At 43.5% G+C, this 13,720-nt stretch carries 8 protein-coding genes; 4 read left to right on the forward strand and 4 right to left on the reverse strand.

Annotation, left to right across the window (positions count from 1 at the left end):
- Positions 1-66 precede the first annotated feature (66 nt).
- Positions 67-1,626 (forward strand): glycoside hydrolase family 10 protein, encoded by a 1,560-nt coding sequence (locus tag R2Q85_RS05285; RefSeq protein ID WP_316810698.1) that lies wholly within the window; start codon positions 67-69, stop codon positions 1,624-1,626.
- 55 nt (positions 1,627-1,681) lie between these two features.
- On the opposite strand, the gene R2Q85_RS05290 is transcribed toward R2Q85_RS05285, so the two are convergent.
- Complete coding sequence (locus tag R2Q85_RS05290; RefSeq protein ID WP_316810699.1) at positions 1,682-2,836, reverse strand: acyltransferase family protein; 1,155 nt, start codon at positions 2,834-2,836, stop codon at positions 1,682-1,684.
- A gap of 69 nt (positions 2,837-2,905) precedes the next feature.
- Positions 2,906-4,825: a glucosamine-6-phosphate deaminase gene (nagB, locus tag R2Q85_RS05295; protein ID WP_316810700.1), complete on the reverse strand. Its 1,920-nt coding sequence runs from the start codon at positions 4,823-4,825 to the stop codon at positions 2,906-2,908.
- Between the two features lie 173 nt (positions 4,826-4,998).
- Here nagB and R2Q85_RS05300 point away from each other — a divergent pair, with 173 nt between their 5' ends.
- Positions 4,999-6,198: an anhydro-N-acetylmuramic acid kinase gene (locus tag R2Q85_RS05300; RefSeq protein WP_316810701.1), complete on the forward strand. Its 1,200-nt coding sequence runs from the start codon at positions 4,999-5,001 to the stop codon at positions 6,196-6,198.
- A gap of 193 nt (positions 6,199-6,391) precedes the next feature.
- Here the strand turns inward: R2Q85_RS05300 and R2Q85_RS05305 are convergent, their stop codons facing one another.
- Positions 6,392-7,138, reverse strand: coding sequence for a DeoR/GlpR family DNA-binding transcription regulator (locus R2Q85_RS05305; RefSeq protein WP_316810702.1), 747 nt, complete (start codon positions 7,136-7,138; stop codon positions 6,392-6,394).
- A gap of 244 nt (positions 7,139-7,382) precedes the next feature.
- Here R2Q85_RS05305 and R2Q85_RS05310 point away from each other — a divergent pair, with 244 nt between their 5' ends.
- Both R2Q85_RS05310 and R2Q85_RS05315 read left to right on the forward strand, forming a co-directional pair.
- Positions 7,383-10,802, forward strand: coding sequence for a TonB-dependent receptor (locus R2Q85_RS05310; protein WP_316810703.1), 3,420 nt, complete (start codon positions 7,383-7,385; stop codon positions 10,800-10,802).
- Positions 10,803-10,813: 11 nt separating this feature from the next.
- Positions 10,814-12,658: a RagB/SusD family nutrient uptake outer membrane protein gene (locus tag R2Q85_RS05315; RefSeq protein WP_316810704.1), complete on the forward strand. Its 1,845-nt coding sequence runs from the start codon at positions 10,814-10,816 to the stop codon at positions 12,656-12,658.
- A 67-nt stretch (positions 12,659-12,725) separates the two neighbouring features.
- Here R2Q85_RS05315 and R2Q85_RS05320 read toward each other — a convergent pair whose 3' ends face one another.
- The gene (locus R2Q85_RS05320; RefSeq protein WP_316810705.1) at positions 12,726-13,472 is read right to left on the reverse strand and encodes a DeoR/GlpR family DNA-binding transcription regulator; all 747 of its coding nucleotides are present in this window, start codon (positions 13,470-13,472) and stop codon (positions 12,726-12,728) included.
- Between the last annotated feature and the right edge of the window lie 248 nt (positions 13,473-13,720).

Raw genomic sequence — 13,720 nt, forward strand, 5'->3', positions numbered from 1 at the left:
ATCAGCTATAGCACTGTAGACTGAACACAACAAAATGAAACCGAATTTTTAGCCTAACTGTAAAAGATGTTTAAACTCATAACCTATGCACTATTATCAATAATAATAACCCCTATTTCCCTAATCGCACAATCCCCATCAAAAATTGCTCCAAAAAGAGAATTTAGAGGAGTTTGGGTGGCAACTGTAGCAAATATTGATTGGCCATCCAGGCCAGGGTTAAGCATTGATCAGCAAAAACAGGAACTTATTGGTCTGCTTGAGCAGCATAAAGCGAACGGGATGAATGCCATTATTTTACAGGTGAGGCCCGCTGCAGATGCGTTTTATTCGAAATCAAGGGAGCCCTGGAGCCAATGGCTGATGGGTAAGCAGGGCCTGGCCCCGGCACCTGGATACGACCCGCTTGCCTTTGCCATTAAAGAAGCACATTCGCGTGGTATGGAACTCCATGCCTGGTTTAACCCTTATCGTGCAACCATGAGTGCAAACGCCATAGTCAGCGCAGATCACATGACCAGGAAAAGACCCGATCTGTTCTTTGTTTATGGAGGGAAGAAGCAATTTGATCCTGGTATCCCTGAAGTAAGAGAATACATTGTTCAGGTCATCCTGGATGTAGTAAAAGGTTATGACGTAGACGGTATTCATTTTGATGATTATTTTTATCCGTATAAGATTGCCGGACAAAGTATCAATGATGCCGCTACTTTTAATAAATATGCAAATGGCTTTACCAATATCAGCGACTGGCGCCGTAACAATGTCGATCTGCTGATCAAACAACTGGACGATAGCATCCACCACTATAAGAAATATGTAAAGTTTGGTGTCAGCCCTTTTGGCATCTGGAAAAATCTGTCAGAAGACAGTTTGGGTTCTGCTACCAATGGACTGTCCAATTACTCGGAGTTATATGCCGATTCCCGCAAATGGGTAAAAGAGGGTTGGGTTGATTACATCAATCCCCAGGTATATTTTAGTTTTACCAGAAGGGCCGCGCCATTTGGTACCATTGCAGATTGGTGGACAAAAAATGCCTTTGGGAGGCACGTTTATATCGGTCATGGCGCCTACCTGATCCATAACGGCAGTACCAGAAAGGAAGCCGCATGGGCTTTTCCTAACCAGATTCCCAATCAGATCCGGCACATACGTGAAAGTAACCTGATCCAGGGCAGTGTATTCTTTAGTTCCAAATCATTCTCAACCGTAGCCCGTGCCTTGGGTGATTCCCTGAAGAACAACTATTATAAATACCCCGCCTTGCCACCTCAAATGCCCTGGCTGGATGGTGTAGTACCCAATGAACCCATTAACCTTACGGCTGAAGCACAGGCGGATGGTGTGCACCTGAAATGGGAAAAACCGTTAAAGGCCAGTGATGGTGAAACAGCTTCAGGCTATGTGATCTACCGTTTTGACGAGGGAGAGAAAATAGATGTATTGGATGCCAGGAATATCCTCAGGATCAGCTTTGAGGATTTTCCCAGCTTCATTGATACAAACGTAGCGCATGGAAAAAGATACAATTACCTGGTTACCGCATTAGACCGGTTAAAGAACGAAAGTGAGCCCAGTGGCCCGGTTGGCATACAGGCAAAAGAACTGGCCAGCGCAGAATAAAATTGCGGGCCAGTTCTTTATTTCTGGGCCATCAGTACCGCCGGATATAATGTTATCAAACTTTTATAATAATTTTTTTATCGTACATCACCCAAAGAATAACCAGCCAGAACAGGATAAAACTAATGGCCCAGGCCAGTGAGGCATTAATAGGCGAAAAGGTCGCAGCAAAGCCGGAGTACATCCAGGCCTGCAGGTTCATGTCCGATCCATCAGCCCCCTTTACAGTAATCAAACGCAATATCCTCGGAATCAGTCCCGACAAAAAGAAAACCGTAATCGCATTTACTCCATAAACCACAAAAGGCCTGGTAAAGCGGTTGTATTGCTGGACATCGATGATCCAATAGCATAAGGACAGAATTATGGTAGCCAATCCACCTGTATAAAGTACAAAAGAGCTGGTCCAAAGGGATTTATTAATGGGGAACTGAAGGTCCAAAAGCAGGCCCAAAGCTACTGCTGCGCATCCTGTACAAAACAACCAGGCAATTTTTGTGGCCGCATCTGTATCCTTTCTCTTCAAATAGCCGCCAACCAATATGCCAAATAAACCAGTTGCAACAGCAGGCAATGTACTCAATATCCCCTCAGGGTCCCATGTTTTAGCAGCCTTATATAAATGGGCCTCTGTAAGTATGGTTCTGTCCAGCCAGGCGCCAAGATTGGTCTCTTTTTCCAGGTTCGGGTAACCTGATCCGGGTACCGGAACAAAGGTCATGAGTGCCCAGTAAACAGCCAGTATCAGCAACAAAATTTTGAAAATACTCCGCTCCGTATTTTTAAGGAAAATGACAGATGAAATGAAGAACACCACAGCAATCCGCTGTAATACCCCTGGAATGCGTACGTTTTGGAATGCTTCAATAGGTGCGGTGAAAACTTTGGGGAACAGGGATAAGAACAAGCCCAGTCCAAATAAGATCAGCGCCCTTTTTAAGGCCTTTAAAATGGTTTTACCATGCGTAGCGGGATCTGCTTTTTTACTGCCCATTGCATAAGCTATGGATACCCCTACAATAAACAGAAAAAAAGGAAAGATCAGATCTGTTGGTGTACAGCCATTCCATTCTGCATGCTTTAGCGGCGCATAAGTATTTCCCCAGTCTCCCGGATTGTTAACCAGGATCATCGCGGCAACAGTTGCGCCCCTGAAAAAATCAAGGGATAATAATCTTACTGGCTTGTTTAGGCTGGGTTGAGGATTCATAATCAATGATTTTAAACAAAAAAACCGTTATCGCCCAAGCGATAACGGTTATAAATATAATAAATTTAACTAAAACTTATAGCGGACAAAAGCTTCCATAGCCTCATATTCTGCTAAGCCTAAGCTGTCATAAGCCTGGGCTGTTTCCCTGTTCCTGTCTTCTGCACGTTGCCAAAATTCCCTTGCATCATCTCCAGGGAATACCGCTCTGTCTTTTTGCGACTGGTGTTTGAAGATGGCAAATTTCTTACGCTCCACTTCCTGCGGGCTAAGTGGTACAGCCATTTCAATTTCATGGGTCTCAAATTCCTGCCATGCACCACGGTACATCCATAGCCAGCAATCTTTAACCCAGTCTTCCGTTTTGGCCAGACGTTTTAAAGCCTCCAGTATGATGTTAAAGCAAACGATGTGTGTGCCATGCGGATCTTCAAAATCGCCTGCAGCAAATACCTGCTGAGGTTTTACTTTTTGCAGCAGCTCCATCGTCAATACCACATCCGCATCTGTAACCGGATTTTTCTGGCTTTTGCCGCTTTCATAAAAAGGAAGCGCCATAAAATGAATATGGTCGTCCGCTAAACCGCAATAGCGCGCGCCGGCAATGGCTTCACCCTTTCTGATCAGTCCCTTTACCGTCTGTATCTCCGGCGTATCTATCTGGTTGGGTTTCTTTTGCTCAATAAAACTGCGCATGTTCTGGTACAGGGTTTTTAATTCCTGAGTTTCCAAACCCATTTTTTCAGAAAAATCGATGTTGAACTCTACAAATCGCAAGGCATCATCATCCCAGACGGCAGTATTACCGGAAGTCTGGTAGGCCACATGCACATCTTGCTGCTGATCTACCAGACGGATAAAAGTACCGCCCATAGAGATCACATCATCATCAGGATGGGGAGAGAAAATAATAGCGCGCTTTTTGGCGGGCTCTGCTCTTTCCGGCCGCTGAGAATCATCTGCATTAGGCTTGCCACCCGGCCAGCCCGTAATGGTATGCTGCAGTTTGTTAAATATATGAATGTTGATGTTGTAAACCGGGCCCTGCTCTACAGCGAGTTGTGCCATACCGTTGTTGTTGTAGTCATCCTCGGTAAGTTTAAGTACAGGTTTTTTAAGGGTATTGGCCAGCCAGATTACTGCTTTCCTGGTTAATTTTTCATCCCATACACAATCCTTAACCAACCAAGGCGTGTTAAAACGAGTCAACAACGATGCCGCATCCCGGTCTAAAATGAATTCTACATGATCAGACAGTTGCAAATACGTTGCCGGTACCTCGCTGGAAATCTCCCCTTCAACAGTTTTTTTAATAATCGGTGCTTTTTTCTTGTTCCAGGCCATCAGAATGATTTCCCTGGCTTTAAAAATGGTGCCTACGCCCATGGTGATGGCTTTTGTTGGCACAAAAGACTTACCACCAAAATCCCTGGCCGCATCGCGTCTGGTCAGGTCATCCAATGTTACCAGACGTGTGCCCGAATTGGGAGCAGAGCCCGGCTCGTTGAAACCGATGTGACCTGTACGTCCGATACCGAGGATCTGTATATCCAGTCCTCCAAGGTCTCCAATCTTTTTCTCGTAATCCAGACAGAATGCAGGGATTTCCTCTAAGCTCAATGTGCCATCCGGAATGTTTACATTGTTCTTATCGATATCGATGTGATCGAACAAGTTCTCATTCATGAAGGTAACATAACTCTGTGCGGCGTTAGGCTGCATAGGATAATACTCATCTAGGTTAAACGTGACTACGTTTTTAAAACTCAAACCCTCTTCTTTGTGCATTCTAACCAGTTCGGCATATACTGCAATAGGAGTTGCGCCTGTAGCCAAACCCAAAACTGCCTGGGCGTTGTTTTTTTGTTTTTCTTTAATGAGGTTCCCGATGCGCTGTGCAACGCTAAGAGATGCTTCTTTGGGGTTTTCAAAGACAGAAACAGGCAGTTTTTCAAAGCGTGTTTCTTCCAGAAGATTTAATCTAGCCATTTTTAGTTCTTAAATTTTGTACGGAGCAGTAAATATAGCTACTCTGCTGACTTTATCAAATTTTTTAAGAAGTATAACCTACTTATTTATTGGGTAAGCTCCTGCGCAAACGGTTGAAAAGCAATAGAAAACCATTTCATTTTCTTATCTTGCCGTATAAAAATTCTTACGAAATGAACGCAACCTGGCAAAAGTTTTTTCAAATCATTCAGAAACCCGAGCGGCTAATTATTGGACTGATGTCTGGCACCTCCATGGATGGTTTAGATATTGCTTTATGTGCAGTTACCGGCAGCGGTGTAGCAACCAGGGTAAAGTTAGCGGAATTTAAAACCGTACCCTATACCAATGCCTTCAAAGCCGAGGTAAAATCTATTTTTTCAAGGAGGGATGCGGATTTACAAATGGTATGCCTGATGAACGAGAAAATAGGTTTGCTGCATGCCGAAATGATACTAGAGGCGATTGCCTCCTGGAATTTAAAGCCGCAGGATATCGATGTTATTGCCAGCCATGGGCAAACCATTTTCCATGCCCCGCAATCTTTACATGGACTGGATAATTATCCAAATGCAACTTTACAAATTGGCGACGGTGATCATATTGCGGTTAAAACGGGTATCATTACCATCGCAGATTTCAGGCAAAAACACATTGCGGCAGGTGGAGAGGGTGCTCCTTTAGCGGTTTACGGTGATTACCTGCTTTTTTCAAAAAAAGACGAAGATCGCATTATGCTCAATATAGGTGGCATTGCCAATTTTACCTACCTCCCAGGTGATCATGATGCCGCGAGGGTTTTTTCTACCGATGTTGGACCTGGAAATACGCTGATGGATCAGTTTGTGCAAAAACATTACAAAGGCAGGTATTTTGATGAAGACGCCAGGATAGCCATGGCAGGCTCGGTGAACGAGCAATTGCTTACAGCGCTGATGGTATCGGATTTCCTGCTTGCAGGCTTTCCCAAAACGACAGGACCAGAGCTTTTTAACCTCGGCTATCTGGAACAGGCCCAGGTAAGGTCAAAAACGGAACAAATCAGTAAGGAAGATGTAATGGCCACACTGTCCAGGTTTTCTGCTGATGTGATTATCAATGCCATTGAAAAATGCTTTGGAAAAACACAAACGCCTTCAATTTTTGTTAGTGGAGGAGGCATGCATAACCCACTCCTTTTAAACCAGCTTAAGGCTGGGCTGAAAAATGCCCGCTTCTTTTCAACTGATGCATTGGAAATAAATCCAGATGCTAAGGAAGCAGTTTTGTTTGCTATACTGGCAAATGAGACCATGGTAGGTAATAAAACCAATTTTGGCAACAGGGAAGGTGTGCCTTCTGTATTTATGGGGAAAGTCTGTCTGCCGGAATAGTTCTGGCCTATGCTAAGCAATTGGGTTGATGACATAGTACGCCTACTGTTAATCTACAGTTAACCCAGGCTAAGCCCACCTTTTTTTCGGAAAAAACGTGGACTCACTGTGGGCTCACTGTGGACTCACTGTGGACTCAGTACAAGAACGTCTGTAGTGGTGTTAAACAATAGGTTAATCAAATTTCTTTAACCTAAATGATCTGCAAAGTTTTTATCCTGTACGAATTCAGCGTTTCTGCTGCGGGGTCAAGTTCTGTGATCAGAAAATCTATATTTTCCAGCGCGGCTACTTTTAACCGGAGTGAGGTATCCAGTTTTTCGGAAATACATAAAATCCCGGTCTTTTTGGAAGCGCTGAACATCGCTTTTTTAAGCTGGTTGATCTCCCAGTCGGTATCTGTCAGGCCATCCTGGGGGTGTATGGCACTGGTTCCCAAAAGACACAGGTCTGCATTGATCTCCGAAAGCTGATTGATCACATGTCCTCCATAAGTTACCTGTGAGTTTTTGGAAAACAGGCCTCCAATAAGGATAACCTCGATTCTGGTATATTTGGCCAGTTCTATAGCTACAAAAGGACTGATGGTAAAGAATGTCGCATTTAAATTCTCCGGCAGTCGTTTAACCAGTTCTATAATAGAGGTACCACCCCCGGTTAAGATCACCATTCCATCTTTAATGAGCTGTATGGTTTTTTTTGCGATAATGATCTTTGCTTCTTTGGCATATACTTCTGTATCGTTAAAAGAAGACTGATAAGATTTGGAGAGCGCGCCACCATGTACTTTGGATAGCTGGCCTTTGTCTGCCAGCTCCTGGAGGTCGCGTCTGATGGTGTCTTCAGATACGTTTAAAAGCTGAACCAGATCAGAGGAGAGTACGCGGTTGTGTAAATTGATCTGTCGCATTACAAAATCATGGCGTTCGGTTTTAAGCATTCGTTTAATTTTTAGCCAAAATACACAAATGTACGCAAAAGCCTGCAATAAATTTTGCCGGTTTTTGCAGCTTTTTATTTTGGGCGCTAATAAAAATGTCTGTTTATATTGATAAAAATAGTATAATGTTTTGTAATAATGTAAATATTATTTATGATCTTTACTACAGGTTTGATTTTGTGCATGTAAATGCGTGTTTGAGAATCAGGCTTACAAAATTGCTAACTAAACTAAAAAAGCTTTTATGAAAAGAAGACTACTATTACTTTTTGTGGGCATTCCTTTATTGTTTACGCAAACGTTTGCGCAGCAAATTACAGTAACCGGTACGGTTACTTCTTCCAGCGACGGGCTGCCCATACCCGGAGCTTCTGTAAAAATTAAAGGAACACAGATCGGCACCCAGACCAAAGCTACGGGGGCCTATTCGATCAGCGCAAAAAATGGAGATGTGCTGGTGTTTTCTTACATCGGCTCCTTAACACAGGAAAAGACGGTGACCGGTGCAACGCTTAATGTAGTACTTAGAGAGGATGACAAGGCTTTGAGTGAGGTTGTGGTTGTTGGTTATGGTACACAAAGGAAGGCTAACCTGACCGGTGCAGTTACTTCTATTGACGTAAATAAGACCCTTTCCGGTCGGCCTGTTGCTGATGTTGGAAGGTCGCTCCAGGGAGTTGCATCAGGATTAAGTGTGGTGGTTCCCAGTGGAGAAGTCGGGTCAGATCCGCTGATTAAGATCAGGGGTCAGATTGGTTCCTTCAGAGGCAGTGCACAACCTTTAATTTTATTGGATAACGTGGAGATACCCAGTATTCAATTGGTAAATTCAGCTGATATTGCCAGCATTAGCGTGTTAAAAGATGCTGCTGCTGCATCTATTTATGGTGCCAAAGCCGCATTTGGGGTGATATTAATTACTACAAAGACGGGATCAGGATCTGACAAACCTACGATCACTTATACGAATAACTTTTCTTTCCAGAACCCCTGGAAAGAGTTGAGGATGGGTGAGGTCAGTGCCTTGAAATATACGGTTGATGCTGCTGAACGTATTGGGACATTTACACCTACAGGCGCATTTTATTATGTAGATCGTGCCAGCTATCAAAAGGCCGTAGAATGGCAGAATAAATATGGAGGTACAATAGGTTCCAGTGACCCCACTGTTTTTGGAAGAGATTGGTATGTGCAGGGTGCTGACAACCAGAAGATGGGGGTGAGGACATATAATCCATACGACTTAATGGTTAAAGAGTGGGCGCCAACCCAGCAGCATAACCTGTCAATTGGCGGTACAACAGGTAAAACCAGCTACAATGTCGGATTGGCTGCATTGAACCAGAGTGGTATGATGAAGCCGGCTAAATCGGATAAATTTACCCGTTACAATGGTTCGGTAAAAGTATCGAGCGAGCTAAATAAATACGTTACAGTTCGCGGAGGAGCATTGCTCTCTCAAAGAAATAAAGAATATCCTTATATCACCAACTCTACTACCGCCGATCCATGGTTGTATCTTTACCGCTGGGGGCCGTTGTATCCTTTCGGTAATGATGAAAATGGTGACCCGATAAGAAGTCCGGCCAGTGAGGCTGCGGCGGCAAATACAGCGAGTATTCTGCAAACTTATTTTAACGCTAATGCTGGTGCTACAGTTAATATCACAAAAAACTGGAAAGTAGATTTTGATTATACTTATTCCAGACAGGATACCGCCTGGAAACGGCCGGGTACCCGATATACTGCCAGAAACTCCTGGGTTGCACCAAGGGCAAGGGTAGATGGAAATGGGGCACCCGTTTATGTGAATTCAGAAGGGCAGGTGGTATCCAGTACTGCTCCCGGAGCTATCCGGGCATTTGACCTTTTCAAAGAAACCTATACTGCCGCCGGATCTAATCCGGACCATATGTACAGATTTGCAGGCAACTGGTATAGCCATACGATTAATGCTTTTACTACTTATAACCTGAAATTAAAGGAAGATCACGATTTTAAATTTATATTGGGTTTAAACCGTGTTGCAGTTTCCAATGAGACGCAGTTTACACAAATTACAAACCTTACTGATATCTCCAATCCTCAGTTTCCATTTGCTGCGGGTACAACTACAGGTGGCGGAGGTTTGTACAAGGAGGCGCAGCTGGGCTATTTCGGCAGGGTCAATTATGCCTTTAAAAATAAATACCTTCTGGAAGGTAACTTGCGTTACGATGGGACCTCAAAGTTTCCGCGTGATTTATGGTGGCGATGGTTTCCATCTTTCTCTGCAGGATGGGTGGCCAGCGAAGAGCAATTTATGGAATGGACCAAACCTTCATTGTCGATGTTAAAGGTGAGGGGTTCCTGGGGCTCTATCGGTGATCAGACCGTGTCTCCGGGCCTGTACATCTCTCAGATGCCAAACGGACTCTCTAACTGGATTAGTGGTGGGATAAGGGCTCCTTTTGTCGGAACGCCAACAGCAGTACAAGCCTCTATTACATGGCAGGATATTGAAACTAAAAATCTGGGTCTGGATCTGGGCTTCTTTAATAACCAATTGACGGCAACTCTTGATATTTATCAGCGGAATACAAAAAATGCCATTGTTCCTAAGGAGGGTATTCCGATTACTTTCGGTGTAACTGCACCTGTTGGTAATTATGGTGAGCTAAGTACTAAAGGTTTGGAATTGGCTATTGAGTATAACCATAAGTTTGAAAATGGCGTTGGGGTGAACCTGCAGGCTAACTATACAGATGCGAAAACTACCATTACCGAGTATGGTACACTTACCGGGGTGAATGATAATTATGTAGGCCGGAATATTGGCGACATCTGGGGGTACCGCACAGACAGGTTGTTTCAGCTGAGCGATTTTGACTTAGATGCTGGCGGGAAACCGCAGTTAATTACTTTAACAGCAGCAGAAAGTGCTTTAAATGCGGGTAAAAAAGCTTATAAATTAAAACCAGGGCCTAACGGTGAGAAACCGGTTTATCAGCCATTCCTGCAAACCTCTTCAAACTTTTATTTTGGCCCTGGAGACGTTAAGTTTGTTGATGTAAATGGCGATGGTGAAATCAGCAATGGAAAAGGGCTGCTGGCTGATCATGGTGACCAGGAGATTATTGGTAATGCCAATCCGAGATATGAATATGGTTTCAGATTAGGGGCTGACTATAAAGGATTTGACATCAGTGCTTTCTTTCAGGGTGTAGGTAGCCGTAAAATATGGGGGGATGGTTTCCTTGCCATTCCGGGTTATAACTCTGCTGACGGTGCAATGCCGGCAGCCTTTTCTGAAAATTACTGGACTCCCGAAAATACCGGGGCTTTTTATCCTGCGGCTTATAACAATGGAGCCAGTAATAATGCAAACAACATGCAGATTCAGGACCGGTACCTATTGAATATGGCTTATCTGAGGCTTAAAAACCTTACTTTGGGCTATTCATTCCCGCCTTCTTTACTAAAAAAGATAAGTGTAAGTTCACTTAGGGTATATGCGGCTGTCGAGAATTTAATTACCTGGGATAAGCTTGGGGATTTACCTATCGATCCCGAAGCGATCAATGGGTATTCCATGTGGAACATTTCCAATTATAATTCAGGTCGTACAGCGACAGGGGTGCCTGCTTTTAAAAGTATATCGTTTGGTCTTCAATTAAATTTTTAATACATAGAGATATGAGATATTTTAGATATATATATAGCCTGGTTGCGGTAATCATTTTATTCGCTTCCTGTAATAAAGAGGTTTTGGACAGACCTCCTCAGTCTTCTTACATCAATGATAACTTCTGGAGAAATGAAGATGATCTCCGTTTGTATGGCAATGGATTTTATGCCAACTATTTTAATGGGTATAATTCTGGTTTTACCGCTGATTATACGCCTGTAAGGGGCTACACATTTTCGGATGACCTGACTGGTAAAAACGTACAGACAGCTTTTGAAAGCAGTGTGCCAACTACGAGAGGATCTACATCTGAAACTGCAGAATGGCTAGGTACATATGCAGGCCCTACCTGGGATTTCGCCTGGGTACGCAAGGCGAATCTGTTCCTGAACCGGATAGATAATGTGACAAAGCCAAATCTTTCTGATGATGCCTATAAACACTGGACGGCTGTGGCAAGGTTTTTCCGTGCCTATGAATACTGCCGTTTAGTAAGCGTGTTTGGAGATGTGCCATACTTTGATAAGGAGATCGACGAAAGCGACTTGCCGACAATGTATAAAGACCGCGATGATCGCGGCTTGGTTATGGACAAGGTATACGATGATTTCAAATATGTAATGGCAAATATGCGCGAAAGCGATTTGAATGTGCAGAATTTGAACAGGTACGTTGCAGCTTCTTTTATATCCAGGTTCATGTTATTTGAGGGGACTTTTCAGCATTATCATAACCTGGATGCGGCAAGGGCTAAAAAATACCTGGAGTTTGCAGTGGAGGCAGCGAATTATGTGATGGCTCCGAAGAAATGGTTGTTTAACAGTGATTATAAAGCCCTGTTCTCTTCAGATAACCTGGCGGGTAACCCCGAAGTGATTTTCTATAGAACCTACGATGCTGGTTTGGGCATTACGCATTCTATTGGTTCCTATAATAATGGTACAGAGGTACCGGGCGTAGATGCAAACCTGGTGTTTATCAAGTCCTTTATTCTTAATGATGGTAAGGTATGGCAAAATTCGACAGTACCTAATGCCAGTTCGTTTGCTATTGCTGATCTGGTAAAAACCAGAGACCCAAGGTTTGAAGCTTCATTTATTGATAAGGCATTGGGTTCGTCAGCAACTTTATTGTATAGTTTTAAATATGCTTCCAGAGAGGCGATTACCTATATTGGTAAGAGCTATCCTGCCGTCTGGGGAAGCAATACCAACACCAGTGATGCGCCTGTAATGCGCTTAGGAGAGGTGGTATTGAACTGGATTGAAGCAAAGGCCGAACTGGCGACATACTACAGTGGTCCTCCTGTCGGTCAGGCAGATTTAGATGCTTCCATTAATGCCATTCGTAAGCGCCCTATAGATGCTGTTGCTGCTGGAAAAGGTGTGGTTCAAACAAAACCATTAATTTTGGGTGCTTACCCAGTTGATCTTGCAGCTGATGCGGACGTGCCTCCATTAATCTGGGAAATCCGTAGGGAAAGAAGGATGGAGTTGATGTTGGAACATTCCCGTTTGCTTGATTTAAAGCGCTGGAAAAAACTGAACAACATGAACTTTAGTACCAATCCTGATTACTTATTGGGACCATGGGTAAATGTTCAGACAGAGGTTCCTGCTTTTTTAACTGCTGCAAATGCGACTGCAAAAACAGTTAAGGTGAAAAAGCTGGATGGGACTATTGTGACATATGATGGCACCAATGCAGCGGCAATGATTGGCTTCTGGATGGTAACCGGCGCAGCGAATAGAAATCCTTTTACAGATCGTGCATACCTGGCCCCGGTAGGACAGTCGCAGATTGTTCAATACCAGGAAAAAGGCTACAAATTAACGCAGACCAAGCTTTGGTAATCTTTTCTTTTTAATGCTTGATATGAGGGTGCCTGAACAGGCACCCTTTTTTTGTCCGGCTTTATTGTTACCGGATCTGCAGGGTTTTTACGCGGTATGGATCCAGTTCTGCTGCTTCAGGATCCAGCTCTGTGATCAGGTAATCGATATTGTCCAATGAAACAACTTTTAACCTTAATGAAGTGTCCAGTTTTTCAGAAATACATAGGATGGCCGCCTTTTTTGAGGAGTTGAACATTGCTTTTTTGAGTTGGTTGATTTCCCAGTCGGTATCGGTCAGGCCGTCCTGGGGGTGTATGGCACTTGTTCCCAGCAGGCAGAGGTCAGCATTGATCTCGGATAGCTGGTTAATCACGTGTCCTCCGTAACTTACCTGAGAGTTTTTAGAAAACAGGCCTCCTATTAGGATAACTTCAATGCGCTGGTATTTGGCCAGCTCTATAGCTACAAAAGGGCTGATGGTAAAAAAGGTTGCATGTAAGTTCTCTGGCAAACGTTTTGCCAGTTCTATGATGGAAGTTCCGCCTCCGGTTAAAACAACCATTCCGTCTTTTATTAAGGGTATGGTTTTTTTAGCGATAGCGATCTTGGCATCTTTTGCGTATACTTCGCTGTCGTCAAAAAAAGATTGGTAAGATTTGGAGAGCGCACCACCATGTACCTTTGAAAGCTGACCCTTTTCGGCAAGTTCCTGAAGGTCACGCCTGATGGTATCTTCAGAAACATTGAGCAGCTGAACAAGATCGGATGTCAGTACACGATTGTGTAAGTTGATCTGGCGCATCACAAAGTCGTGCCTTTCTTTTTTAAGCATAAAATATTTTTTCGGCTAATGTAAAAAAAATATCTTAAATGCAATTTGCTGGTATTTGCGTATTTGTGCGTGATTAATTGCATTTTTTATGCTGAAATTTTGTATTTCCCTTGCGTATTGTAGAAAACTTTTATGATATTTACTAAAACGTTGCGGTTCTGCAGGTTAATGCAGGATTTCTGAGTGCTAAAAACCAACCAACTATTATACCAAACCAACAAATTATCGTTGCTGGTTACCTCTATACT

Origin of the sequence: Pedobacter heparinus (assembly GCF_032678725.1) — a bacterium.
Classification (GTDB): domain Bacteria; phylum Bacteroidota; class Bacteroidia; order Sphingobacteriales; family Sphingobacteriaceae; genus Pedobacter; species Pedobacter heparinus_A.